Genomic DNA, 24,503 nt, shown 5'->3' on the forward strand with positions numbered 1-24,503 from the left:
ATGCTTAAGAAAAATAGCAAAACAATGCTCTATTCGGGAGAGGTATTGACTATCTTTCTTATACACCGCCCATTACAGTCAGCTTATCCATAGTAGGGTTAATACTTCCACCCATTGGTTCTATGGTTACTGCAAAAGCTTGTGCTTCTTGTATGGCCTGCATTTTAACCAGTGCTTCGTTTGATGTTGAATCGTTTTTGCCAAACACACCTAAACTTACCGGCTTACCATTTACCATGGCCCATAACTGATATTCGTGCTGTTGATCGGTTTTTGGTAAATCCATGGCAACATAGTTAACCAATACGCTTTTATCTTTTTTGTTCCAGTAAACTTTCATTTTAGATGCCGGACTAAAAGGCTGCCCCGTCATATTGATGGTTGCCCATTCCTGGCTATCGGCCATTGCAGCCATATTGCTTAAGCCCTGATTTTCAAACTCCAGTTTGCTTACTACACCTGCAAATTTTTGTTTATCGAGGTTTAAGCTTGCAATCTGGTCGTGGGCATCGTTTAACTTGCTGTAAGTAATAAACAAAGCCGCGGTACTGATAATTAATAAGGCTACACAGGCTACCAGTGCATAACGCAGAATTCTTACTTTGCCGGCACTTTCATCAAAAGGTATAACGCTCGCTTCTTGTGCAACAGGTGGGGTAGGTTTAACAGTTTTCTCAGGTTCAACCTCACTTAGCCCTAATTTTTCGAGTAATCTTGTTTCTACATCTGCAGATGGTTCTACAGCATTTTGCATAGCATATTGCTCTATAGCTTGCTCAATGGCGGCTATTTCAGCTTTCACCTCGGGGTGTTGGGCTGCCATTTCCTCAACCTGTAACGCTTCTTCGGGTGATAAATCACCTAAAACGTACAGCTCGAGTACTCCAGATTCGATATATGCTTTTAAATTTTCCACGCTCAATTAAAATTCCTTCTCAATTCTATAATAGCCAACCTGATACGGGTTTTCACCGTGCCCAGTGGCAAATCTAACTTTTCTGCGGCTTCTACATGCGTAAAGCCCTTATAATAAACTAAATCAAGAACGGCCTGTAAGTCTGGTTTAAGATTGTCTACAAGCTGCTTAACCCCCAAAACATCGGGGTTAAACGTAACCTTGTTTTGTTCATCAACGAAACTTACGTTATTTTCTATATCTTGGTTTTTGAGTGAATTCTTAAAATCTTTAGAACGGAGTTTGTCGATAGATAAGTTGCGTGCAATATTCATCATCCAGGTAAACAAACGCCCTTTTGTATTGTCGTAGTGTGCTGCAGACTGCCAGATTTTTACAAAAGTTTCCTGTAAAACATCTTCAGCGAGTTCGGTATGGGTAATAATGCGCGAAATAACACCGTAAATTGCCGACGAATACATGCTGTACAGCGTTTTCAATACCGCAGGATCTTTCGATTGCAGTTGCTGAACAAGCTCTGGCTCGGTTAGGGTTAATTTTTTAAATGCAGTCACTATTGGTTACTAAGTTACAATACAGAACAGAAAAAGCAAAAAAATGTTTTATAAATGCATTCCCGAATGGAGTGAAGATTTGTAGCTAGTTTAGGATGGTTTGGTTACACGATTATCAGGAATAAAATTACCTGAAAAGGTTTAACGATTTTTAACAACGCCTAACGTGTAAATAATTCTATTTTTGCTTAAACGGAAAACAACAGCTCTTATGAAAACAGCTCTCAAATACCTGATACCTTTTGTGGTTTTATTTTTAAGTATCCCAGTACTCGCCCAGACAAATAATATAATCAATGAAGCCGATATGTTGGCCAATTTTGGTAAAGCGGGAAGAATTGTGTTAAAAGGTAAAGCGAAAAATTTAAAAGATAAATATTTTGAGTTTGCCATGACTAGTTATACGTACAATAATGAAAGCTATTTTGTAGATTTTAACAAAGATGGATCATTTGAAAAATCTTTTCCAATCATCAACAGTCAGCAGCTGTATCTCTATTTAAATAATGATGCTATAACCATTACTGTTGCTGACGGTGATACGGTTTTGTTAAACTGGGACGAGAAGAATTTTGACCATACTTTTAATTTAAGTGCGAATAAAGTTGGCAGAGCAACAACTTTAGAAGTGGAATGGGAGATCTATAAAAAATTCAGAAAGCCAGAAACTGAGTTGAGACAACGGTTATCCAAAGAACGGGAAACTTTAGATGCCAAAAGAAAATTCGATCTCATAAACGAGCTCTACAACAAAAAGGTAAGGTTGATTTTATCTAAAGATGCACCCAAAGCCTATAAATATATAGATTACCTGCTTTCGAACAACTATTTTATGTACGTATCATGGCTACGGAGCGCTGGACTGTTGGAAGAGTTTAAATTAAAGGTAATAGAAGATAGTACATTTAAGATGCCAATGATTGAAGGGAACGCCACAGAGAAAAGTCCGGAATTTGCCAAGTATAATATCGTTAATGAAAATTATAAAATCGCTAATGAGTTGTATCTGAAAGATTTACCTGAATATAGAGCATTTATGTTTAACTATTTGCGTTTTACCTCACCAATTAACAGACTTGTGAGGGCAGCCAAGGGTAGTAGCCCAACTAATTTTATTTTTAATGATTATTATATGGCCAAAGCCTGTCTCCAATCTACATTAATTGAAGATTGGTTTATTACTAATATCATTATGTTTGGCTTTGATTTTTCTCAGTTTAAAGATGTTGAAGAAGTTTATAACCATTACCTTCCTGAGGCAAAAACACCATACTTTAAAAAAGCATTAGAAGAAAAATATGCTTTGGTCAAACAACTGAAACCAGGAGTGCGGGCTCCCAATTTTTCATTAACAGATGATCAAGGGAAAACTATTTCGTTAAGTGATTTTAATGGCAAAGTTGTTTATATCGATTTTTGGGGTGTAAACTGCGGTCCTTGTATTTATGATATAGATAATTATGAAGCTAAACTACATAATAAGTATAAAGATGTAGTATTTATAAACATTTGTGTAGATAGTGGTAATAAAGTTTGGAAGAATGCAATAAAAGAACATAAACTAACAGGTGTTAATTTAATCGCCGAAGGCTGGACTAAAAATCCTGTCTGTAAAACGTATGGTATTAATGGCATTCCTCATTACTTGATTATCAATAAAGATGGCAGCATTGCGAACAATAATGCAGCACGGATGAACGAACTGGTAGGTATAGGGAAGAATGAATTGGATATTGCGCTGGAGAAGAATTAAACTCAGGAACATTTCTTTTAAAAGGTTCCTGAGTTTACTGCTAAATAATTAGCTTATGCTATCCCATCAATAGGGAAAAGGTGTTTTTCTGCGTGGTAAGATGAACGTACCAATGGTCCGCTTTCAACATATTTTAAGCCTTTGGCCAAACCAACCTCTTTGTACATAGCAAAAGTATCAGGGTGTATCCAGTCTACAACCGGGTGGTGGTTGCGTGTAGGTTGTAAATACTGACCCAAAGTTAAAATATGTACGCCATTGGCAACCAGGTCATCAATGGCTTCAAAAATATCTTCTTCAGTTTCGCCTAAACCCAGCATAATGCCGGTTTTGGTTCTTAAACCAAATTCCGAAATTCTTTTTAGCGCTTCTAAACTCCTATCGTATTTGGCCTGAATACGTACTTGTCTGGTCAGGCGTTTTACCGTTTCCATGTTATGAGATACCACTTCAGGACGTTCTTCCAAAACGCGGTATAAATTATCCCACTGACCTTTAAAATCAGGGATCAAAGTTTCGAGGGTAGTAACAGGGCTTTCTTTGCGGATGGCCTGTAAAGTTTCGGCCCAGATAATCGATCCGCCATCTTTTAAATCATCGCGGTCAACCGAAGTGATTACGCAATGTTTAACGCCCATTAATTTTACCGAATTGGCTACACGGTTTGGCTCATCTACATCAACTGCCAGCGGGCGGCCTGTTGCCACTGCGCAAAAAGAGCAGCTGCGGGTGCAAATGTTACCCAAAATCATAAAGGTTGCCGTACCTGCGCCCCAGCATTCGCCCATATTGGGGCAATTGCCGCTTTCGCAAATGGTATGTAGCTTATGCGTATCCACCAAGCTGCGAACTTGCGCATATTCTTTACCAACAGGTAATTTTACACGTAACCAATCTGGTTTACGTTTAACTTCAGTTACAGCAGGTACTACCGGTAAATCAATCATGCCACAAAGTTAACGAATAGGATTGAATTGTTACAATGCCGAAATGTTTGAGCGTTGTAATAATCGTTTGGTTAACTGGTTAATTGTTTAAACTGGTTAACCGATGCACCCTGCGAAGTCTGTTATGAGCGTGAGGCTATGTCGACTTCGTAAGTAGCTCTGGCACTAAACCAATTCTATTTCAAATGCAACCTGTCGTTTATTTTCTTTAAAGCCAATTGTTTCGTAAAACTTATGGCTTTCGGTACGTTTGGTATTACACCTTACCTTTAGTTTCTGTACTTCCTGCTTTTTAGCCCAGTGTTTTACATTTGCTATAAGCTGTTTTCCAATTTGCCGGCCACGGAAATCAGGATCTACAATTAAACCGCCTATTTCTACAAAAGGGTCAGACTCGATCCGCAAAGTGTAAAAGCCATGAATCCAGCCAACAATTTTATTTTCGGCTACTGCAACAAAAGCACAGTTTTCGTTGCTGTTGTTAATCTGTCCGATTCTTAAGCGTGTTTGTTCGATGTTGCTTTGGTAGCCCAGCTGTGTGGATAGTTCGGCTACGTTTTCGGCATCTTTATCTGAAATTTCTCTAATCTGAACCATTTATTGATGTTTGATAGGTTAACCTAAAATAGGGATATAAATTTGTTTTAAGGTTAGCTGGTAATAATTGGCGACAGCGCGAGGTTTACAGGCCAAAAGCACCGAAATAACCTACCTAAACCCTATTGAAGCGGCAGCTCCCGATTTTTTATCGGGACTATAGCGGAAAGAGGGGCAGCTGTTACCGATAAGCAGTACAGTACCTTTTCTAATATTTGAGAAAAATTAATACTGTAAATAAATTTTGTTTTACTGCCAGATGGTAACATCTGACAGCACGGATAAATGCCTCCTGTAATGTTAGTTAAAAATCATAAGCTAAACATTGCAACTTTAAAGGTTTCAACTTTCTAAGTAAATCTTACATTTGCAATATGAATACTGGCTTACAGCTTTACAACACGCTTTCGCGCAAAAAAGAAGTTTTTCAACCTTTAAACGCACCCAATGTTGGGATGTATGTTTGTGGTCCTACCGTTTATAGCGATGTGCACCTGGGCAATTGCCGCACTTTTATTTCTTTCGATTTAATTTTCAGATATCTTAAATACTCAGGATATAAGGTGCGCTATGTGCGTAATATTACCGATGCAGGTCACTTAGAGGGCGACAGGGATGAGGGCGATGATAAATTTGCAAAACGCGCAAAGTTAGAGCAGCTGGAGCCCATGGAAATTGTACAGAAATATACTTTAGGTTTCCACGATGTGCTGCGCATGTTTAATACCTTACCACCTAGTATCGAACCAACGGCTACCGGACACATTATCGAGCAAATCGAAATGATTAAGGTAATTATGGCCAATGGCTATGCTTACGAAATTGATGGTAATGTGTATTTCGACGTAGAAAAATACAGCAAAGAATACAATTACACCATCTTAACCAACCGCAACCTGGAAGATATGCTGAATAACACCCGCGAACTGGGTGGACAGGATGAGAAACGTGGCAGGTTGGATTTTGCCCTGTGGATTAAAGCAAAACCAGAAACTTTAATGCAATGGCAATCGCCATGGGGGATGGGTTTCCCGGGCTGGCATATTGAATGCTCGGCCATGAGTGCCAAATACCTGGGATCTGAATTTGATATCCATGGTGGCGGAATGGATTTGGCTGCCACACACCATACCAACGAAATTGCACAATCGGAAGCATGCAGCCACAAACAGCCTGCACGTTACTGGATGCATACCAATATGCTTACCGTTAATGGCACGCGCATGTCGAAATCGGCGGGTAATGGCTTTTTGCCTTTAGAGCTGTTTACCGGCGCGCATCCTTTATTGAAAAAGGGCTACAGCCCGATGACGGTTAAGTTTTTCATGTTGCAGGCGCATTATCGCAGCACTTTAGATTTTTCTAACGATGCTCTGGATGCCTCGGAGAAAGGATTTAGGCGTTTAATGACAGCGGTTAGCCTTTTAGATAAACTGCAGGTATCGGAACAAAATGATTTTGATATCGATGCACTGAGAGAGAAATGCATCCATGCCATGGACGATGATTTTAACAGTCCGATTTTAATTGCCGAGTTATTTGAGGCGGTTAGGATGATCAATACCGTTTACGATGGCAAAGGAAAAATATCGGCCGAAGCTTTAGCTAAATTAAAGCAGCTGGTACACGATTTTGTGTTCGATATTTTAGGCTTGAAAGATGAAGACGCCGGCAGTAACGATTTAAATGGTGTTTTAGAAATGGTAATTGATATAAGAACCGAAGCTAAAGCAAATAAAGATTATGCCACCTCCGATCGTATTCGTATTGGTTTGCAGGCTTTGGGTATTCAGCTTAAGGATGGTAAAGAGGGTACAACCTGGAGTAAGGCTTAGGCGCGTAAGCAGTTTGCGGATTGGCCCTGATAGGTTATACTTTAATTTATAAAAAATCCTGTCCCCCTTTGAAGGGGGCAGGGGGATGAAATAAGCCATTTGTATAGTTACCTTCCTAATAGTGGCAGAATTTTAGATTAAATTAATCATGAACAAAAAAATATTTATCCTGCCTTTTATTGGCCTGATGGCCTTGCAGGCTTGTAAAAATAAACAAGCTGATACCAGCCAAAGTGAGGAAAAGATAACAACAGTATCGCCTGATTTTAATGCCGATAGTGCTTATGCCTATACCAAGGCGCAGGTAGATTTTGGGCCGCGTATTCCGGGAACTGCAGCACACCAAAAATGTGCTGATTATCTGGTAGCCAAATTAAAATCGTTCGGTGCGGATGTTAAAGTACAGGGTGAAAAAACAAGTACTTACGATGGTAAAAGCTTTCAGCTGAAAAATATTGTTGCTGTTTTTAATCCCACACAAAAGAACAGGGTTTTAATCACTGCCCATTGGGATGCCCGCCCTTTTTCTGATCAGGATACCGACCCAGCCAATCATACCAAAGCATTTGACGCTGCAAACGATGGTGCCAGTGGTGTTGCCGTGATTTTAGAAATGGCGCGCCAGATACAGCAGAAACAGCCTAATGTAGGTGTCGATTTCGTATTGTGGGATTTGGAAGATTATGGCAAAGCCAACGATGAAACACCAGATGAAACCACCTGGTGCCTGGGCTCGCAATATTGGGCTAAACAGGCTGTGGCTTCGGGTTATAAAGCGCTTTATGGTATTAACCTCGATATGGTAGGCGGTGGCAACGCCCAGTTTACACAAGATGAAATTTCGCGCCAGGCAGCACCTGATGTGGCTAATAAAGTGTGGGATATTGGTAATGAAATTGGCTATGCCTCTTATTTTACCAAAATTCCAAGTGGAAGATTGGTTGATGATCATTTCTGGATGAACAAAGCCGGTGTGCCATCAATCGATATTATTCATTACAATGATAACAGCGGTTTCTATATTAACTGGCATACCCAGCTGGATAATTTGGCCAATATTGATAAAAACACGTTAAAAGCTACCGGTCAAACCGTTTTAGAAACCATTTACAGGGAAAAGTAAGCCCATAATGTGAAATTGTTAATTACTTTTAAAACCATACCCTAAAGAAAATTTTATATTCGCCAAACTATATTTTAAACTGATAATGAAACACCTATTTACAACTGCCATAGCTTCACTTCTAGCACTGAGCACATTCGCTCAAAAAAGTGATGGAACAACCAAATCTTTAGTAAATGCTGAGAAAGATTTTGCCAAAGCGGTGGCAAAAAACGGAGACAAAGAGGCTTTTCTTGAATATTCGCTAGGCAGTGCATTGGTATTCAGACCAAACCCGGTTAACGTTAAAACTTTTTATGCCAATAAAGCAAACAGCGAAAACGGTGTTTCATGGACGCCAAATTTAGCTAAAGTATCGCGCAGCGGAGATTTAGGTTTCACTACTGGTCCATACGAAGTTGACGGAACAGATAAAAAATACGGACAGTACCTGTCGATCTGGAAATCGGAGAATGGCAAATGGAAACTGGCGATTGATCTGGGTACCGAAAGCAACAAGCCTTTGGCTAAATTTACGCCACAGTTTATTGAGCCAAAAGACCATGTAGCGCCAAAATTTTTAAATGAAAAAGAGGTTAAAGCTGGTAAAGAAATTATCTTAACTACCGAAAAAACTTTAAATACCTTATTAAAAACACATGGTATTGCAGCTTTTGGCGGCTTTTTAACCAACGATGCACGTTTGCTTTTCCCGGGTAATGAAGCCATTGAAGGAAAAGGTAAAATTGTTGCTTTCTACAATGGTATGGTGAGCAAAATTAGTTTAAAAACAACTGGTGTAGATAAAGCAATTGGTAGCGATTTAGCCTATACTTATGGGGTAGCCACCATTGATTATAAAGCAGACCTCCGCGAAAGTTTTAACTATGTTTTTGTTTACGAAAAAGCCGCAGATGCAAGCTGGAATTTAATTGTACAGGCCTTTGTACCTGCCGAAAGATAAATAACAAATGTGAATTGAAGAGGGCTTTCCGTAAAAAGAAGCCCTTTTTTTATTTCGCAATTTGTAGTTACACTAATAAAATTGTTCATTTTACGTTTAAAATTCATGCATAAAAAAATACTTTTATTCTCTGCTTTCGCTTTATTGTGTTTTAATGTTTCGGCCCAGAAACAAAAGTTCGATGTGCAGGGCAAAGCCGGCGCAAGGGGAATTATGCCCGAAAATACCATTGAAGGGATGTTAAAAGCACTCGATTTAGGTGTTACTACCTTAGAAATGGATGCAGTAATTTCGAAAGATAAGATGGTAGTACTTTCGCAGGAACCTTATTTTAACAATGAAATTTCTTTACAGCCCAATGGAAAGCCCATTAGCCTGAAAGACCAAAAGAAGTTTAACATTTATAAAATGGACTATGAAGAGGTTAAAAAGTTTGATGTAGGCAGTAAAGTTCACGACCGTTTTCCGGGGCAGATGAAGTTTAAGGCTTATAAACCCCTGCTTACTGAAACCATTGATGCGGTTGAGGCATATGTTAAGGAGCACAAACTGGCCAAACCGGTTTACAGTATCGAAACCAAAACCATTAAAAATGGCGATAATGAGTTTCATCCCGAGCCTGCTGAGTTTGTGGATTTGATTATGGAGATTATTAATGCGAAAAAACTGGCTAAACGGGTAATTATCGAGTCGTTTGATATGCGTACACTGCAATACCTGCACGAGAAATACCCTAAGGTGCAAACTTCGCTGTTAATTGATGAGAAAGAACCTTTCGAAACCTACATTGAAAAATTAGGCTTTAAACCTACTATTTACAGTCCGTATTCGGTATTGGTAGGTAAGGGGCTGGTAGATCGTTGCCATGCCATGGGTATCAAAATTATCCCCTGGACGGTGAACACAGTTAAGGAAGTCAAATATTTTAAAGATCTGGGTGTAGACGGAATTATTACCGATTTCCCAAACATTATGGGACAATTGGATAAATAGGCTTATCGGTCGGTGTCTCCACCGACCGACATAGATATAGCTGCTGGTTGGTGGATACACCAACCAGCAAGACACAAAAAAAGCGCTGATTAAAGCGCTTTTCTTGTTTTATGTAATGGCAATGCCTAGTGGTGCGATTCAGCAGCTTCTGAGTGATGCACTTCAGTTTTTTCGTGTGAAGCACCTTCTTCTTCATGGTGGAAAATTGGTCTTGTGAAAGCCACAAGCAAGATTAAAACAATAATCCAGGCAGTTAATGGTAATGCCCAAATGCCTTTAGTTTGCTGAACTGGTGCGTGTGAATCGTGAGCTGACATATCGAAATATTTTTGATTTAAAAATTTATGCTTTGTAATTGTGCGGTAAAGATAATAACAAAATTAAAATAAAAAGATTAAACTACTGATTTGTATGGCGAAAAGGGATAAAGGCGAACCTTTATCCCTGTAAATCATAAATCATTGCTTTAGTACTGTTCAGCTTGTTTTTAATCCGGTCCTGATGTTCCTGCAAAACGCTGTGCTGATCTTGCACGGCATTAAACAGTTCAGCCTTTTTAAAATAACTGGCAGCACCGCTAAAATTTTGCTGTTGCTCGGCATGCAGGCCTAAATTTTCGTAAATCCGGGCTTCGCAAACGCCTGCAATACTTAAGGCTTTATCGGCAATCTGTTTGACCAGTTTATGCATTTTCAGTGTAATTACGAGCTTAAGATAAGGTTCGTAAACTTCCGGAAAATCGGCATCCAGTTCGATACAGCGCTTGTAATAATAACCTGCAGTTTTGTAATCTTTAAAACGGTAATGGTATAAATTCCCCAGCTGAAAATAAGCACGGGCATAATCAGGATCAAAAGCAATGAGTTCGTTAAAATATTGAAGCGCTTTGGGCAGTTCGCCCCAATTTAATTCTTCAATCGCCTGCAGATATTTTTCGTCGGCAGTGGTATAAATGTCCATAATGGATATAATAGTTTTGATAAGCCATACTGCTTAGCAAAGGGTAATAAAAAAAGATTGGTTAAATGTAGATTTATAGGTTGGCCCTTAAACCTTAAGGATTGGAAAGGAAATTTACATCAATACCCCAACCCTTTAAGCCACAAGACGGGCTAAAGTTTGTTTGCTGGATATGTATTTGACGTAGCACTGTAGTAAAATTTGATGCAAATATATTTATTTCCAGTGAATTGCAAATGTTAAATTAAAATTTCAGGAATTTACGTGCGCCAGATACACAATGCAATAGCTCAGTAAACAAACCGCACTGTTAAGGTTGAAAGCATTAAATACATTCTCCAGCCGTGCTTTGGTTTGCGTAATTTTTAATGCCAAAAACCAAAAGAGCAGCGAAATTGCTATATCCAGTATATCAAAACGGCCATTGGTAATGTGGAGCAGTTGAAATAATTCAAGCCCGATTGCAAATGCCGGCGGGATTAAAACACAATCGATTTGCCTGTTAAAAAATTTAATATAAAAGCCCTTCGAAGTTAGGGTGATGCAGAAAACCCAAAGTCCTTCGGGCAAAGAGTAAATGATGTATTTATTTAACGGTAAAGTAGTGGTAATGCTGTATTTTAAATCTTCGTATGTTTTTAAAGAACTGAATTGAATAAAAATCTGGTTCACCAATGTTTTATCCGTCCGGTAAAAGAGGTAGATAAATAAACTGATGATTAATGCCGGGGCAATATACCAATAGTGTTTTTTCAAGATTTGACGAGCATTAAGATTTTAAAATAAGCAAATGGTTTTAAGTCAATTTCTTTTTCAGGTTTAAACCGTTCAATAGCCTTAATATGGTGGATGTAAAATAAAGATTTCAATTGAAATAAGCCAGCAAATAAATTAAAGGCCCGGTCTACATATTTTAGCCAGTTGTTTGGAGTAAAATGGTTTAATATCAGCAATTTTCCACCTGGTTTTAGCACTTTATGGCATTGCGTGATGAGTTTCTCAGGGTGCTGTGCTACGGCAACTACATGCGAAAGAACTACATAATCAAAAGTTTCAGGTTCAAAAGTTAATTCCTCACCATTCATCTCGAAAAGTGCAATAGTACCATCCGAATGCTTTTTAGCGGTGTTAAGCATGGCCGAAGAAATTTCTATTCCAGTAATTTGATGTCTTTGGTATAAATGGAAATGTGATCCATTGCCAACCCCAATTTCGAGCAGCTTTCCATGCGGTAACTGATTAATTTCGTTAAAGAATTTTTTCTTTTGCGGTTTCAGAAAAATATCAACCAACGGGTAGAAAAAAGCAAATCGGTTATAGAAACTGGTTAGCGCACTCAATTCAGATGAGGTTAAGGTTAGTTAAAAGCAATAGTATACTCCAGCATTTATTCGTTATTACAAATATAATTTTTTGCACGAGGTGTTGGTCTGGATTTATAATCCAGACCTAAAGTTCTGTGGATTTTTAATCCACTTAAATAAAGGAAGGGATTACAAATCCCGACTAACAGTTAAACTAAAAATTAAAATTGTTTAGGCTTTTTGTTCTGACCGGCCAGTTCAACCAGTTCGGCAATTCTTTTCTGCCGTGTTTCAGAGCGTTTAGCCATAGTAATCCATTGTAGCATGGCCTTACGTACCGATTTACTTAAACCGGTAAAAAATGCCTCACTGCCGGCTGTAATTTCAAATGCAGCCATTAAGTCGTCAGGGATGGTAAGTTCTTCTACTTCATCTAAAATTACCCACGAGCCATTTGCTTTAGCACGTTCGATACACGCTACCCCTGCAGGTGCCATTAAGCCGGCTGCAGTTAATTGCTCAACCTTGGCTTTATTAATTTTCGACCAACCACTATTGGGCTTTCGCCTGCTAAAAAACTGGGAAAAACTTTCTTCATCAATTGTTTTTCTAACGCTGTCAATCCAGCCAAAGCAAAGGGCTTCTTCTACGGCATCACTCCAGGATATGGTGGGTTTATTGGCTTTGGTTTTGTAGCAAATCAGCGAAACCGATTGTTTGGTGTCGTGGTGTTTTAACAGCCAATCACGCCAGTCTTTGCGACTGGTAGGGCAAAAGGTTTCGGTTGTTTTTCCTACCATCGTTGTTTATGCATTAATTTTACCCGACAAAAATAATTAAAGGCGACCTAACTCAAACTGCAGGTTATGTTTTGCCTGGTTTTCAAATTTATGGTAGAAATAATCTGTTTTATAAATCCGTTCCATTTTTATGAAATGTTCCAAAACCTTTTTTCGCCCCGGAATATAAACGGGATCCGGATAAACTGAATATTCCTTTCTTACATTTTGAGCATACACCATATAGTTTTCGAGGTTTTCGCCCAATATCGAAAGATCAGCGTCTGTAAAATAATTTGTATCTGATTCGGTATCGGTAAGATGTTTTTTAGTTGCTAGTATTTGATTTTTACAGTTCCTGATCATATAATCGGGAACTGAAATCTGCTTCATTCTTTTTTCAGCGAGCGCTGCACTTTGTTCTTCATTGTCTGATTTTAATGCATTATAAACGACATCATGATAGAACAAAGTGAATAAGATGGTATCCCAACCTTCAATTTTATGTTTCACGGCAGTTAATTGCGCTAACAGGTTATCGAGGTGAGAAAGGGTATGATAATACCTTTTTTTATGGGTGTAGCTATGCTCAATTTCTCCCCAAAATTCTGCAATTATACTTTCGCTATTCGTATAATTTTTAAGGAGATGAATGAATGTTTCTTTTAGCACAAGGTTTTACGATTGGTATCGATACACAAGATACAGATTGGAGTTGTCATTTCCCGTTGTTTGGAATGAATCCCGACTAACCTACAATAAATCTTTTATAATTTTTTCAATCGATAAACCCTCAGCTTCTGCGCGGTAATTACGTACAATGCGGTGGCGTAAAATGGGCTCTGCAACGGCTTTAACATCTTCAATATCGGGAGAGTATTTACCGGTTACGGCAGCGTGGCATTTTGCGCCTAATACCAGAAATTGCGAAGCCCTTGGGCCTGCTCCCCAGCTGATGTATTTATTTACCGCCTCAGTTGCAAATTCGGTGTTCGGGCGGGTTTTAGCTGCAAGTTTTACGGCATATTCTAAAACATTATCGGTAACCGGAATATCACGAATTAGTTTTTGGAAGTACTGGATATCATCGGCATGGATGATTTTTTGTAACGCCACGGTTTTATTGCTGGTGGTGTTTTTTACAATATTTAACTCATCTGCAAAGGCAGGGTAGTTTAGCTGAATGTTGAACATGAAACGGTCTAACTGTGCCTCTGGCAAAGGATAGGTTCCTTCCTGTTCAATTGGGTTTTGCGTAGCCAAAACGAAAAACGGTTTGGGCAGGCTATGGGTTTGGCCGGCTGCGGTAACCGATTTCTCCTGCATGGCTTCTAATAAGGCAGCTTGCGTTTTTGGAGGGGTACGGTTAATTTCATCGGCCAGGATAATGTTAGAAAAAACAGGCCCTTTTATAAATTTAAAGTGCCTGTCTTCGCCTAAAATCTCTGCGCCAATAATATCGCTTGGCATTAAATCGGGGGTAAACTGGATACGGTTAAAATCGAGGTCTAAAACCGACGCTACAGTTTGAACAAGTAAAGTTTTGGCTAATCCGGGTACACCAACCAACAGGCAATGCCCGTTGCTAAAAATGGCGATTAAAACAGATTTTATGATGTCATCTTGTCCAACTACGACTTTGCTTATTTCGGCTTTAATGTTGTTGAATGATTGATGAAGCGCATCAACAGCTTCTACTTCGTTCTTATACTGCATTTGTATTATTTTGCGGCTGTGGTTTTAGTCCAGATTTTTAATTCATCGCAGGTATTGAATTCGTCGTCGATTTTAATGTAAGTACTCTCGCGACGTTTCTCAAACCATTCGCTTAAAGTACGATTAATTTTATCACTTTGTGCAGCATCTCTGATTTTTGAGAAATCCTGTACCATATTGGCTTTGTGAGGTGGTATTTTGGCTTTTAAATATAAGATACGGTAACCTTGTTTGCCATCAGGTGCAGTAAATAAATCAGGCTTAGAAATACCACCTACTTTCATGGTATCGATTACCAGAAATACCGCAGGATCTAATTTATCAACCGGGATTAAGGTACTTCTTGCCTGAACATTTTCGGCATTTAACATCATACCACCATTGTATTTGGTTTCTTTATTATCTGAGTAAAGGTTGGCAGCAGCTGCAAAGCTTAATTTTTTACCCATAATGTTGTTGTAAATACTATCGGCATGCAATTTTAAACGGGTTAAACTTTCAGGTGTAGTTTTAGGCATAATTAAAATGTGCCTAACGTGTACCTGCTCACCTCTGCGCTCTAATACCTGTAAAAAGTGGAAACCATATTCGGTTTCGAATACCGGTGAAATTTCGCCGGCTTTTAATTTAAATGCCCAGGCCGTAAATTCTTTTACCATGGTATTTCTGTCGATAAAGCCATAGTCACCACCATCTGATGCCGACCCCGGATCTTCTGAATAGGTTTTAGCCAATACGCCCATATCCTCGCCACTCTTAACCCTTAACCTTAAGGCTTCAATTTTATCGCGGAATTTTTGCTTCTCTGCACGGGTTAACTGAGGGTTTAACACCACCTCGCCAACTTCTACTTCGGTATTAAATTCAGGAATGCTATCGCCCAACGATTTAAAATATTTTTCAACCTCCATCGGGGTAACGTTAATATTTTCGGTGATTTTTTGCTGCATTTTTTGTGCAATCAGCTCATCTTTTACCGATGGACGGATCTCATCTTTATATTGAAGTACCGATTTGTTCAAAAATTGCTCTAAGCGCTCTTGTCCGCCGGCACGTTGCATGCTGTAACGCATACGCTTGTTTACCTCATCATCAACGGCACCGTCTTCAACCATTACCGAATCGATTTCGGCCTGTTGTTTCAGCAGTTTTTGAGTAAGGGTTTGTTGCAAAATTTTACACTTAATGGATTCATTAGGCGGATTTCCCTGATAAAGATATTGGGTGTATTGTTGATTTAAATCTGATAGCAGGATAATATTACCTCCTACAACAGCAGCAACTTTATCTACCGTGTGCTTTTGTGCATTACTGTTTAAAAACAGGCCCATTAAAGCGGTTGCTACTAAAAAAACTTTCTTCATTCTATTGTTTATATTTTGCAAATTTAATACTTATTGGTTACCAAAAAACCGGTTAAATTATAGTCTGGACAGCTTTTTTAGTTCACCATCGTTAATTTTAGTCTGGTATTTTTGTTTGAGGCTCTTCAGCCACTTTTCTTCCAAACTTTGTTGGTAATCGGCAATTACATCGCCTCTAACCTCGCTTAACGGTTTATTGTAATTTTGTTTGTTTTTACTGTAAAACTCGTCAATCGCCCGCTCATCATCCTGTGCTTTGTTCCAGATTTTTTGTTCAGAAACATTAAACATCAGCACGCCTTCGCGGTATTCGTTTAATAAAAAATCATGATCTTTGCTGCTTATAACCGCTTTTTTGTGGGTACTTAAGGCTTCTTCATAATTTTTGATTTCTTCCTGGTAGCCAGGGGTTTTATCGAGACCCATTTCGCGGGCATCTAAAACCTTAAGTTTAAAATTTATATAAAGGTTTAAATAAGCCTGAAGCGTATCGTAAGAAATACTGATATTTCCGTTATGGCTTTTTTTGTATGCCCACATAAACTCTTTGGTACTTATTGGTTTGCCATTAACTACAGCTACGTTTTGTGCAAACGAAATGCTATAAATAAAGCTAAAAATAAACAGGCAAAAAGCTTTTCTCACGTAGAGCAGTCTATAAATTTTAAGGGATAAAAGTAACAATTAGCGTCGCTATTATAAGATATTTAACTAATTTTAACAGAAATTATTATCCTGCAAAAATACGAATGGAAAACCAGCTTACCAACAATGCGAATGCTTTACGTTTATTTTTTACCGACGAGGTTTTTCTGGTAAAAGATGAAAGTGTAGAAATTCAGCCGTTACGTAATGCTGAGCCCGTTTTTGTAGCAGCTCAAGTAGCTGCCGAACCGCAAAAAGAATCGGCTGTGAAGACCGAAGTAACACAAATTCCGGGTATTAAAGCACCCGAAATACCTAAAGTTTATCCTCAGTCGCCTGAAATTACGCACGTTGTGGCAGAACCTGAACCTGCAAAAACCTTTAAGTTTTTAGGTGGAAATAAAAAATCGGTGCTTATTCTGGTTAACGATGAAAGCAATGATGTGAGTACTGAACAAGGTCGCGAATTGTTGCGCAAAATTGTTAAAGCGGTAGACCTCGGAACACCTGATTTTGCCATTCTGAATTACTCGAGGTATCAAGGCACTGATTTTGCTGAACTGTATCAGTTTTTTAAACCGGTTACTATGCTCTCGTTCGGGGTAGAAATTGCACATTTAAAATTAGATCTGGTTTGGCAGAACGAGATCATTACCCACGGCACCACCCGCATTATTTTTGCGCCTAATCTGCACCATTTAGACAGCGATTTAACCGCAAAGAAATTGCTTTGGGGCAATCTGCAGAAAATTAAATAGAGGCTTAATATTGTAGAGTCAAGTATCAAGTATTTAGTATCCGAATCAAGTTGTAGAATTTTAAATTTAGCAACAGATCGACCCTCAAGCCTTACACCCTAAACCTTTTACCTCTTTTAAAATGAAAAAACTTGTTTTCGCAACCAATAACCAACATAAAACCGAAGAAATCCGTTTGGCCCTGGCAGGCAAATACGAAGTGCTTAACCTCGAAGATATTGGTTGCTTAACCGATATTCCCGAAACTGCAGATACTTTTGAAGGTAACGCCACTTTAAAAAGCAGCTATGTAGTGGAGCATTTTAATCTGGATTGCTTTGCCGATGACAGTGGTTTGGAAGTAGATGCGCTTAATAACGAACCCGGTGTATATTCTGCAAGGTACTCGGGGAGTCGTGATAGTTTAGAAAACATACAACTTGTTTTAAAGAAACTTGAGGGAATAGGAAATAGAAAAGCCAGGTTTAAAACCGTTATTTCGTTAATGCAGGATGGCAAGAACCATATTTTTGAAGGCATAATTGAAGGGACAATCAGAACTGAGCTATCAGGATCGAAAGGCTTTGGTTACGATCCTATATTTCAGCCTGATGGTTACGATATTACTTTCGCTGAAATGGATATGGCCGAAAAGAATAAAATTAGCCACCGCGCCATTGCGTTAGAAAAGATGATGACTTTTTTAAAAGGGGATGCATAGCTCCATTGGAGTCGTCACCCCTGATCCGATAGCTATCGGATTTATTTCAGGGTCTCTTATCATAATATTAAAGTTTGGTTCCGCCCTTCTTAACCTGCGTGGTATCTTTCTTCACTTGAGTTGAATCCTTTTTAGGTAAAATCGGCTTAATGCCAAAATTAGCACTGTCAGCAGGTCTAGCCACCGGTAATTTCTTATCCAGGTTTACACTGTCTTTTACTACTGTTGTTTTAGGCTGTGGAACATTTGGTGTTGTGGTAGTTTTGCCGGCAGGGTTTACAGCTTTATTGTTTACAGGCGATTTAGTAGCCGGCGTTTTGCCTGCAACAACCTTGGGTTTTAATTTGGCTTTGGGTTTTCCTGCTGAGCCGGCAGCATCTTTTTTCGACTTAGGCCTTTCCGTAGGTTTCCACGAAAAGCCTTTTAAAACATGGTCTTTTGCAATTTCATTTTCGGGGTTTAATGCACCTTCAACTCCTTTAATGTAAACAATATCTTCGATGGCATTCTCTTTACTCTTAAAAATAAATTTAATCCTGCTGCTCAGGGTTTGGTTCATTTCTTTATAAACCTTCGTACTGTCGTCTTGAGTGTAATAAATACTTTCGGCATTGCCATCAACATAGAGGTTTTTTAGTCTGCCATCGTGAAAAAAGCCGGTCATCAATCTGCCCTTGATCTGGTTAAACCTTAATGAATCTTTAGGAGTATTTACCAGAAATGCATTGCGGATGGCTTGTAAATTGTTAAGCTTTTTATTTTTAAACTGCACATAAATCGTATCGCCTACCTGTTGCGAGCCTTCCGACCAGATAATCGGGTTACTGTAACAACGGAGGGTAGAATCGGCGCTGGTATAAAAAAGGCTGTCGGTTTTTGCCTGAATATTGGTTTTAAAAATCTTTACGCCATGGAAAGCTTTTATTATACGTGCCTGTACCGTATCGGCAGGGTTAAACTTAGCGGTGTCATTCTTCAATGCTCCGGGTTTTAAGTTACCTATGGCTTTGGTTAAACTATCTTTAGCACCTGGTTTTAATACTTTTTTGCTTAGACTGTCGATCTGGGTTTTAACATTCGGCTTAACCAGTGCATCAGCTTTGGCCGTTATCTTTTTCTGTAAGCTATCTGTTTTTAGCGCAGGGAGTTTTTTGATTAAAGAATCGGCTTTGGCTTTCAAAACATTGCTTTTTTTCAGGCTATCTGTTAAGGCTGTAGGCAGGGCTTTGCCGGCGGAATCGACTTTTAATTTTAAGCTATCAATGTTTTTGTCTTTTAATAGTGTTGTTGGGTCTACGGTATCCGAATCGCCTTTACCTTTCTTTTTCTTATCAGCTTTACTGTTCCTTAAATTACGTTTACTGCGGTCGTCTTTTTGTGCAGGTTCACTTTCTGGTTTATATTTGGCCTCTCCGCTTCCTTTTTTTGCAGCGCCTCCTTCATCATCCTCGCCAACCTGGTTATCGGCTTTAATGGAAATTTTCGGGATTAATTTTAAAGTTTTTTGCAATACCATCTGTGTTTCGAGGGTATCGGCACCCATCCATAAACTATCGGGTCGCTTTTTATTCTTCACCATTACCGAATCTTCAGTACCAATGCCTACGTAAGCATTGCGGGTAACCAGGGTTCTCTGATCGGCTTTGTAATAGTAGCCCAAATCGCCAAACATTTTCATTTTATCCTTCGTGTCAGAAAAAACGATATTTTTAACGGCTTTACCTATTCCTTTTTTGCCATAATAATATAAACTATCGCCTTTTAACGACCGTGTGGCCTGTGTGTAAAGGTTTTTTTTCCCGAAAAAGGCATCTTCGGTTAAGGTATTGTACTGGCCATTTTCGGTGTAGAGGTTGTCATCTTTTCCCTTAATATTAGTAGGGCCATAGAAATAGGTCCATTTATCCTGAGTATTGTAGCTCATGGTATCCGATTTGATGGTAGATTGCGGCGTAACCACAACTACATCATACCTGAAGTACGCAACATTTCTTTCGCTGAAATAATAACCGTTTTTACTGGTGAGCGTTACATCTTTGTTTACAATTTTACCCCCACTGGTGTAGGTGCCTATTTTAGTGAGTGTGTTGTAATCTAAAATATTGGTGGTTAAAGTCGATGTAGGGTCCTTCATCAGCACATTTCCGGTTAAATGAGCCTGTTTTTTATTTCCGTCGTATTCCAGCTGGTCGGAATAGATATCCGTTCCGGTTTGATTGATGTGCACATTTTTAAAAGCTTCGAAGTAGTTTCGTTCACTATAAAAAATAGCACTATCGCAGGTTAAAGTTGCGTTATCTTGCTGAAAAACAGGATTGCGAAGATAGGTAGCATTGTTTTTCCTGTCACCGGTTACTTTTGTAAAGGAAACGATTTTAATTTTCGATGCAGGTTGCTGACCGAATAAAAATGCCGGGCTGATTAAAAGGAATAAAAAGACAAATAGTTTTTGCACACTACAAAGTTAGTTTTTTGTTCCGAACGTTCGGAATACCAGTTAAAATTAAATATTTTTGGTGGATGTTACCCTTACAGCAATTTCGTGATTTTATTGAACAGCAACAGCTGTTTACTGAAGGTAACCGCATTCTTTTGGCTGTAAGCGGCGGTAAAGATTCTGTATTGATGTTACATTTGTTTAAGGCAATAGGCGTAGATGTTGGTGTGGCACATTGTAACTTTAATTTAAGGGCCGATGAAGCCCAGCGTGACGAGCATTTTGTTGCGCTTTTGGCCGGCAATTTAGGGTTACCTTTTTATGTAACGCATTTTGAGACGAAAAAATATGCACATCAGCATAAAATTTCGACACAGATGGCCGCACGGGAGCTGCGTTATACCTGGTTTGAAGAAATAAGAAGCGCTGAAGGTTACGATTACATTGCTTTGGCGCAACACCAGAACGATGCTGTTGAAACCGTACTGATTAACCTGGTGCGTGGCACCGGAATTAGTGGTTTGCATGGCATTTTACCTAAACGCGATAAATTAATTAGACCGCTGTTGTTTTTAAACCGCCAGGAAGTAAATGAAATTGTGGCAAAAAACAATATCGATTTTGTTGAGGATAGTTCGAACCTCAGTACCCATTATACCCGCAATAAACTGCGTTTACAGGTTGTGCCACATTTGCAGGAAATAAACCCTGACCTGGAGAAAACTTTTGCCGAAAACATGGCGCGTTTTGCTGAAATTGAAACTTTTTTAAACCTGGAGGTTCAAAAATTACAGGCCAGAATTTTAAACGAACGGGCTGATGGCGTTTATATCGATTTAAAGGAGATTGCAGCTTTAAATCCACAAAAATTATTACTGTACGAACTTTTAAAGCCTTTTGGTTTTAGTGAAAATGTGGTTGAAGAGATTCTGGGGAGCTTGAAAGCGCTAAGCGGAACGCATTTCTTTAGTAGCAGCCATCAGGCCATTATAAACAGGAGCGATCTGGTTATTGTAAAAAAAGACACTGCCATAGTCGCAAACCAGTTTATACACCCAGAAACCGCGTGTATTACATTTACGGACCACGAAATTGCCATGGCTTTTAGCAGTGAGGTAAAGTTTGATTTGGATGCGAATAAGGCTTTTGTAAATGCCGGTAAGCTGATTTATCCTTTGGTGTTACGGAACTGGCAAAATGGCGATAAATTTATCCCGCTAGGTATGCGTAATGCCAAAAAGGTAAGCGATTATTTTATTGATGAAAAGGTGCCCTTGCATTTAAAAAGTACAACGCCGATATTGGTAAATGGAAATGGTGAAATTGTGTGGATTGTAGGGATGCGCCAGGATAACCGATATAAATTAACCCCCGCAACCAAAAAAGTTGCTATATTCGAACTCAAAATTAAATAAGTGGAAAGCAAATACGCCTATATCGAAAAACAATACATCGGCCGTGATTATGTGCGCATTTTCATCAGGTTAATTATGGCTGCTTTTTGTTTTGCTGCCTATGTTTACGAGCGCGACCGCGATAACACACAGGATTTGTTCCTGGTGGTAGGTTTCGGAATTATTGGCGTTTCGATGCTGCTGCTTTTTTTAATCCAGTACAAAATTGTTGTCGACAATGGCAGCATGATCTTAGATGGTTTGTGGACGACTAAACGCGTAAAAATTGATTTGAACAGCATTGTAGATGTGCGTAAAGCTGTTTACAGTCGCTACTTTTTTAACAACCCGGTTTATAACCTGCATACCAAAGGTACCATCCGTTTTTACTCATCGGGTAAAGATGCAGTAGTATTAACCGACCGTGATGGATTGGAATACTTTATTGGTACGCAAAGACCAAACGAACTGTTATTGGTGATTAAAGAAGAAATGCGGAACCTGAAATAATTTCATTTTAATCCCTAATCTTACTCAATTTCAGGCTACTGTTTTTGCTTTAAATAAACTAGGCAAATAACACAGAAATGTCACTATTTTTATTGCAATAAACCGACACGCATTATAGCTTAAAATCGGCTACATTTGCGGTAACAACAATACATTTACGATGAAGATAGGAATTGTTTGCTACCCCACTTTTGGCGGTAGTGGAGTAGTTGCAACAGAACTTGGTAAAGCACTTGCTAACGAGGGGCATCAGGTTCACTTTATTACTTATAGTCAGCCAGCCAGGCTCGATTTCTTTTCAGCTAATTTGTTTTATCACGAGGTGTCGGTAAGGGATTATCCGCTTTTCGATTATGCTCCATACGAATCGGCATTGGCCAGTAAACTGGTAGATGTGGTGCGTTTTGAGCAATTAGATGTATTACACGTGCATTATGCTATTCCGCATGCTTCGGCAGCTTTCATGGCGAAGCAGATTTTAGCCAGCTATGGTATTCATATTCCGGTGGTAACCACTTTGCACGGTACCGATATTACGCTGGTAGGTAAAGATCCGACTTATAAACCTGTGGTTACTTTTTCTATTAACCAGAGCGATGGCGTAACTACCGTTTCTGACGATTTGAGAAAAGACACTTACAATCATTTCGAAATCACCAAAGATATTAAGGTAATCCCCAATTTTATTGATTTCAGCCGTTTTAGTTTACAGGCAAAAGATCACTTTAAAAAGGCTATTGCGCCCAATAACGAGCGTATTTTAATTCATACCTCTAATTTCCGCAAGGTAAAACGTACGGGTGATGTGATTCGCGTTTTCGAAAAGGTACAGGCGGTAATTCCTTCTAAATTGCTAATGGTTGGCGATGGACCAGAGCGTGTTTACAACGAGCAGCTTTGCAGATCGTTAAATATTTGCGAAAACGTAAGGTTTTTAGGGAAACAAGATGCAGTAGAAGAAATTTTGTCGGTTTCTGATCTTTTCTTAATGCCATCAGAATCAGAAAGCTTCGGTTTGGCGGCCTTAGAGGCTATGGCTTGTAAAGTGCCAATCATTACTACCAATGCCGGCGGTTTGCCCGAATTGAATGTTGATGGCTTTTGTGGCTACATGAGCAACGTTGGCGATGTGGATGATATGGCTGCACATGCAATCGAAATTTTAAAAGATGACGAGACATTAAAACGGTTTAAAGAAAATGCATTTACACGTGCACAGGATTTTGATCTTAAAAAAATCCTGCCCGAATACATCAGCTTTTATAAGGAAGTAATTGAAGCATCATTACAAACCAAATATTAATTTTTTGATTGATTAAAGCGATTAAATGCCACCCGATTTATTTCGGGTGGCATTTTTGTTGAGGAACATGGCGGGTTGATTTGGGATTGATATTTGAAAACAGCTTTAAGCCTGGAGGTGTTAAATTGATGTTACCGGAATAAAAAGTTTAAACACTTCTGGGAGAAATACTTGTTAAAACAAAACTTTCTCAAAATCAAATCATTATAAATCGTACCTTTGCGGCAAATGAAGAAAATAGTAGATTACAGAAAGCTGTTGAACGTGGATAAAACAGCTGAACTTGCGACGCTTAAGTCGGTTTACCGCACCATGATGAAAGAGTGTCACCCTGATAAATTTCAGGTAGAAGAAGAGAAACTGGCTGCGGAAGCAAGAAGTAAAGAGATTATCGAAGCTTATCATTTCTTAGTGAGTATTGCTCCTGAAACACGCGAACAAAATATCGAGACTTATACCGAAACGATTACCAATTCTAATATTTTAGATTTTGAATACAAACAATCGGTTTTAAATATTCAGTTTTTTGATGGCAGTGCTTACGAATATTTTGATGTGCCACGTGCAATTTACATCAAACTGGTAAATGCTGATTCGCCGGGTCGTTTTGCGCGCCGTCACATCTGCAATTCTTATCCCTATCGTAACGTAGCTAAAGTGGCAGAGCCTGCTTAGTTTAAAGCTATAAAATAGTGAAAGACTTGCTTTTAGGTAGGTCTTTTTTGTTTAGTTACGCTCTGCTCGTCATGCTGATCCGATAGCTATCGGATTTATTTCAACATCTCTTGTGGTGCAAGATAATCATCTTGATACATGTGTTCTGCAAAGGGGAAGAGACCCTGAAATAAATTCAGGGTGGCGTTCGGGTGTTAGATGTTTAGGGTGACGGTCTAGGGAGCAGGATGTTTAGGTGGTGATGCCAGGAGCGGGATTAATGGGGTGATCGTCATGCTGAACTTGTTTCAGCATCTC

At 39.0% G+C, this 24,503-nt stretch carries 25 protein-coding genes; 11 read left to right on the top strand and 14 right to left on the bottom strand.

The window, feature by feature from the left end; genetic code table 11:
• Positions 1-58 precede the first annotated feature (58 nt).
• Both OC25_RS19370 and OC25_RS19375 read right to left on the bottom strand, forming a co-directional pair.
• Positions 59-916, bottom strand: coding sequence for an anti-sigma factor (locus tag OC25_RS19370; RefSeq protein ID WP_039479496.1), 858 nt, complete (start codon positions 914-916; stop codon positions 59-61).
• Between the two features lie 2 nt (positions 917-918).
• Positions 919-1,470 (bottom strand): RNA polymerase sigma factor, encoded by a 552-nt coding sequence (locus tag OC25_RS19375; protein ID WP_039479499.1) that lies wholly within the window; start codon positions 1,468-1,470, stop codon positions 919-921.
• 211 nt (positions 1,471-1,681) lie between these two features.
• Here OC25_RS19375 and OC25_RS27035 point away from each other — a divergent pair, with 211 nt between their 5' ends.
• The gene (locus OC25_RS27035; RefSeq protein WP_052266319.1) at positions 1,682-3,223 is read left to right on the top strand and encodes a TlpA family protein disulfide reductase; all 1,542 of its coding nucleotides are present in this window, start codon (positions 1,682-1,684) and stop codon (positions 3,221-3,223) included.
• 53 nt (positions 3,224-3,276) lie between these two features.
• On the opposite strand, the gene lipA is transcribed toward OC25_RS27035, so the two are convergent.
• A complete protein-coding gene (gene lipA, locus OC25_RS19385) occupies positions 3,277-4,170 on the bottom strand; it encodes a lipoyl synthase (protein WP_039479500.1) in 894 nt (297 codons plus the stop codon).
• Positions 4,171-4,335: 165 nt separating this feature from the next.
• On the bottom strand, positions 4,336-4,767 hold the full coding sequence (locus OC25_RS19390; RefSeq protein WP_039479502.1) for a GNAT family N-acetyltransferase: 432 nt from the start codon (positions 4,765-4,767) through the stop codon (positions 4,336-4,338).
• Between the two features lie 374 nt (positions 4,768-5,141).
• Here OC25_RS19390 and cysS point away from each other — a divergent pair, with 374 nt between their 5' ends.
• The 4 genes from cysS to OC25_RS19410 all read left to right on the top strand — a co-directional run bounded on the left by cysS (position 5,142) and on the right by OC25_RS19410 (position 9,661).
• A complete protein-coding gene (cysS, locus tag OC25_RS19395) occupies positions 5,142-6,602 on the top strand; it encodes a cysteine--tRNA ligase (protein ID WP_039479505.1) in 1,461 nt (486 codons plus the stop codon).
• A gap of 148 nt (positions 6,603-6,750) precedes the next feature.
• On the top strand, positions 6,751-7,725 hold the full coding sequence (locus OC25_RS19400) for a M28 family peptidase (protein ID WP_039479507.1): 975 nt from the start codon (positions 6,751-6,753) through the stop codon (positions 7,723-7,725).
• An 85-nt stretch (positions 7,726-7,810) separates the two neighbouring features.
• Positions 7,811-8,668: a DUF4440 domain-containing protein gene (locus tag OC25_RS19405; protein ID WP_039479510.1), complete on the top strand. Its 858-nt coding sequence runs from the start codon at positions 7,811-7,813 to the stop codon at positions 8,666-8,668.
• A gap of 105 nt (positions 8,669-8,773) precedes the next feature.
• A complete protein-coding gene (locus tag OC25_RS19410) occupies positions 8,774-9,661 on the top strand; it encodes a glycerophosphodiester phosphodiesterase family protein (protein WP_039479513.1) in 888 nt (295 codons plus the stop codon).
• A gap of 125 nt (positions 9,662-9,786) precedes the next feature.
• On the opposite strand, the gene OC25_RS19415 is transcribed toward OC25_RS19410, so the two are convergent.
• The 9 genes from OC25_RS19415 to OC25_RS19455 form a co-directional block, all read right to left on the bottom strand.
• The gene (locus tag OC25_RS19415; protein ID WP_039479515.1) at positions 9,787-9,978 is read right to left on the bottom strand and encodes a hypothetical protein; all 192 of its coding nucleotides are present in this window, start codon (positions 9,976-9,978) and stop codon (positions 9,787-9,789) included.
• 121 nt (positions 9,979-10,099) lie between these two features.
• The gene (locus OC25_RS19420; RefSeq protein ID WP_039479518.1) at positions 10,100-10,621 is read right to left on the bottom strand and encodes a tetratricopeptide repeat protein; all 522 of its coding nucleotides are present in this window, start codon (positions 10,619-10,621) and stop codon (positions 10,100-10,102) included.
• A gap of 252 nt (positions 10,622-10,873) precedes the next feature.
• Positions 10,874-11,377, bottom strand: a complete 504-nt coding sequence (locus tag OC25_RS19425) for a hypothetical protein (protein WP_039479519.1) — start codon at positions 11,375-11,377, stop codon at positions 10,874-10,876.
• Positions 11,374-11,961: a class I SAM-dependent methyltransferase gene (locus OC25_RS19430; protein ID WP_039479523.1), complete on the bottom strand. Its 588-nt coding sequence runs from the start codon at positions 11,959-11,961 to the stop codon at positions 11,374-11,376. The genes OC25_RS19425 and OC25_RS19430 overlap by 4 nt, the downstream gene beginning before the upstream one ends.
• Before the next feature lie 185 nt (positions 11,962-12,146).
• Positions 12,147-12,725 (bottom strand): YdeI/OmpD-associated family protein, encoded by a 579-nt coding sequence (locus OC25_RS19435; protein ID WP_039479524.1) that lies wholly within the window; start codon positions 12,723-12,725, stop codon positions 12,147-12,149.
• Between the two features lie 36 nt (positions 12,726-12,761).
• Positions 12,762-13,376, bottom strand: a complete 615-nt coding sequence (locus OC25_RS19440) for an HD domain-containing protein (RefSeq protein WP_052266320.1) — start codon at positions 13,374-13,376, stop codon at positions 12,762-12,764.
• 81 nt (positions 13,377-13,457) lie between these two features.
• Complete coding sequence (locus OC25_RS19445) at positions 13,458-14,420, bottom strand: AAA family ATPase (protein WP_039479527.1); 963 nt, start codon at positions 14,418-14,420, stop codon at positions 13,458-13,460.
• Between the two features lie 5 nt (positions 14,421-14,425).
• Positions 14,426-15,784: a peptidylprolyl isomerase gene (locus OC25_RS19450; protein WP_039479530.1), complete on the bottom strand. Its 1,359-nt coding sequence runs from the start codon at positions 15,782-15,784 to the stop codon at positions 14,426-14,428.
• A gap of 57 nt (positions 15,785-15,841) precedes the next feature.
• Positions 15,842-16,429, bottom strand: a complete 588-nt coding sequence (locus tag OC25_RS19455; protein WP_245222089.1) for a hypothetical protein — start codon at positions 16,427-16,429, stop codon at positions 15,842-15,844.
• 104 nt (positions 16,430-16,533) lie between these two features.
• Here OC25_RS19455 and OC25_RS19460 point away from each other — a divergent pair, with 104 nt between their 5' ends.
• Both OC25_RS19460 and OC25_RS19465 read left to right on the top strand, forming a co-directional pair.
• Positions 16,534-17,187 carry a hypothetical protein gene (locus tag OC25_RS19460; RefSeq protein ID WP_039479531.1) on the top strand — a complete coding sequence of 218 codons (654 nt, stop codon included), beginning with the start codon at positions 16,534-16,536 and terminating at the stop codon, positions 17,185-17,187.
• 121 nt (positions 17,188-17,308) lie between these two features.
• Complete coding sequence (locus OC25_RS19465) at positions 17,309-17,887, top strand: non-canonical purine NTP diphosphatase (RefSeq protein WP_039479533.1); 579 nt, start codon at positions 17,309-17,311, stop codon at positions 17,885-17,887.
• A 67-nt stretch (positions 17,888-17,954) separates the two neighbouring features.
• Here OC25_RS19465 and OC25_RS19470 read toward each other — a convergent pair whose 3' ends face one another.
• Entirely contained in the window at positions 17,955-20,342 is a 2,388-nt protein-coding gene (locus tag OC25_RS19470; protein WP_039479536.1) for an OstA-like protein, read from the bottom strand.
• 65 nt (positions 20,343-20,407) lie between these two features.
• Here OC25_RS19470 and tilS point away from each other — a divergent pair, with 65 nt between their 5' ends.
• From tilS to OC25_RS19490, 4 genes are all read left to right on the top strand, one after another.
• Positions 20,408-21,739: a tRNA lysidine(34) synthetase TilS gene (gene tilS, locus OC25_RS19475; RefSeq protein WP_039479538.1), complete on the top strand. Its 1,332-nt coding sequence runs from the start codon at positions 20,408-20,410 to the stop codon at positions 21,737-21,739.
• Positions 21,740-22,228, top strand: a complete 489-nt coding sequence (locus OC25_RS19480; RefSeq protein WP_039479541.1) for a hypothetical protein — start codon at positions 21,740-21,742, stop codon at positions 22,226-22,228.
• Positions 22,229-22,388: 160 nt separating this feature from the next.
• Entirely contained in the window at positions 22,389-23,531 is a 1,143-nt protein-coding gene (gene bshA, locus OC25_RS19485; RefSeq protein ID WP_039479543.1) for an N-acetyl-alpha-D-glucosaminyl L-malate synthase BshA, read from the top strand.
• Positions 23,532-23,759: 228 nt separating this feature from the next.
• Positions 23,760-24,206: a KTSC domain-containing protein gene (locus OC25_RS19490; protein ID WP_039479545.1), complete on the top strand. Its 447-nt coding sequence runs from the start codon at positions 23,760-23,762 to the stop codon at positions 24,204-24,206.
• The last annotated feature ends 297 nt before the right edge of the window (positions 24,207-24,503 follow it).

This window comes from Pedobacter kyungheensis (assembly GCF_000812965.1).
Classification (GTDB): Bacteria; Bacteroidota; Bacteroidia; order Sphingobacteriales; family Sphingobacteriaceae; genus Pedobacter; species Pedobacter kyungheensis.

Bases quoted from the DNA above. Each gene is read 5' to 3' on its own strand.
- OC25_RS27035 (WP_052266319.1), top strand. From the start codon at position 1,682: ATGAAAACAGCTCTCAAATACCTGATACCTTTTGTGGTTTTATTTTTA.
- lipA (WP_039479500.1), bottom strand. From the start codon at position 4,170: ATGATTGATTTACCGGTAGTACCTGCTGTAACTGAAGTTAAACGTAAA.
- OC25_RS19390 (WP_039479502.1), bottom strand. From the start codon at position 4,767: ATGGTTCAGATTAGAGAAATTTCAGATAAAGATGCCGAAAACGTAGCC.
- cysS (WP_039479505.1), top strand. From the start codon at position 5,142: ATGAATACTGGCTTACAGCTTTACAACACGCTTTCGCGCAAAAAAGAA.
- OC25_RS19400 (WP_039479507.1), top strand. From the start codon at position 6,751: ATGAACAAAAAAATATTTATCCTGCCTTTTATTGGCCTGATGGCCTTG.
- OC25_RS19405 (WP_039479510.1), top strand. From the start codon at position 7,811: ATGAAACACCTATTTACAACTGCCATAGCTTCACTTCTAGCACTGAGC.
- OC25_RS19410 (WP_039479513.1), top strand. From the start codon at position 8,774: ATGCATAAAAAAATACTTTTATTCTCTGCTTTCGCTTTATTGTGTTTT.
- OC25_RS19415 (WP_039479515.1), bottom strand. From the start codon at position 9,978: ATGTCAGCTCACGATTCACACGCACCAGTTCAGCAAACTAAAGGCATT.
- OC25_RS19420 (WP_039479518.1), bottom strand. From the start codon at position 10,621: ATGGACATTTATACCACTGCCGACGAAAAATATCTGCAGGCGATTGAA.
- OC25_RS19435 (WP_039479524.1), bottom strand. From the start codon at position 12,725: ATGGTAGGAAAAACAACCGAAACCTTTTGCCCTACCAGTCGCAAAGAC.
- OC25_RS19445 (WP_039479527.1), bottom strand. From the start codon at position 14,420: ATGCAGTATAAGAACGAAGTAGAAGCTGTTGATGCGCTTCATCAATCA.
- OC25_RS19450 (WP_039479530.1), bottom strand. From the start codon at position 15,784: ATGAAGAAAGTTTTTTTAGTAGCAACCGCTTTAATGGGCCTGTTTTTA.
- OC25_RS19460 (WP_039479531.1), top strand. From the start codon at position 16,534: ATGGAAAACCAGCTTACCAACAATGCGAATGCTTTACGTTTATTTTTT.
- OC25_RS19465 (WP_039479533.1), top strand. From the start codon at position 17,309: ATGAAAAAACTTGTTTTCGCAACCAATAACCAACATAAAACCGAAGAA.
- tilS (WP_039479538.1), top strand. From the start codon at position 20,408: ATGTTACCCTTACAGCAATTTCGTGATTTTATTGAACAGCAACAGCTG.
- bshA (WP_039479543.1), top strand. From the start codon at position 22,389: ATGAAGATAGGAATTGTTTGCTACCCCACTTTTGGCGGTAGTGGAGTA.
- OC25_RS19490 (WP_039479545.1), top strand. From the start codon at position 23,760: ATGAAGAAAATAGTAGATTACAGAAAGCTGTTGAACGTGGATAAAACA.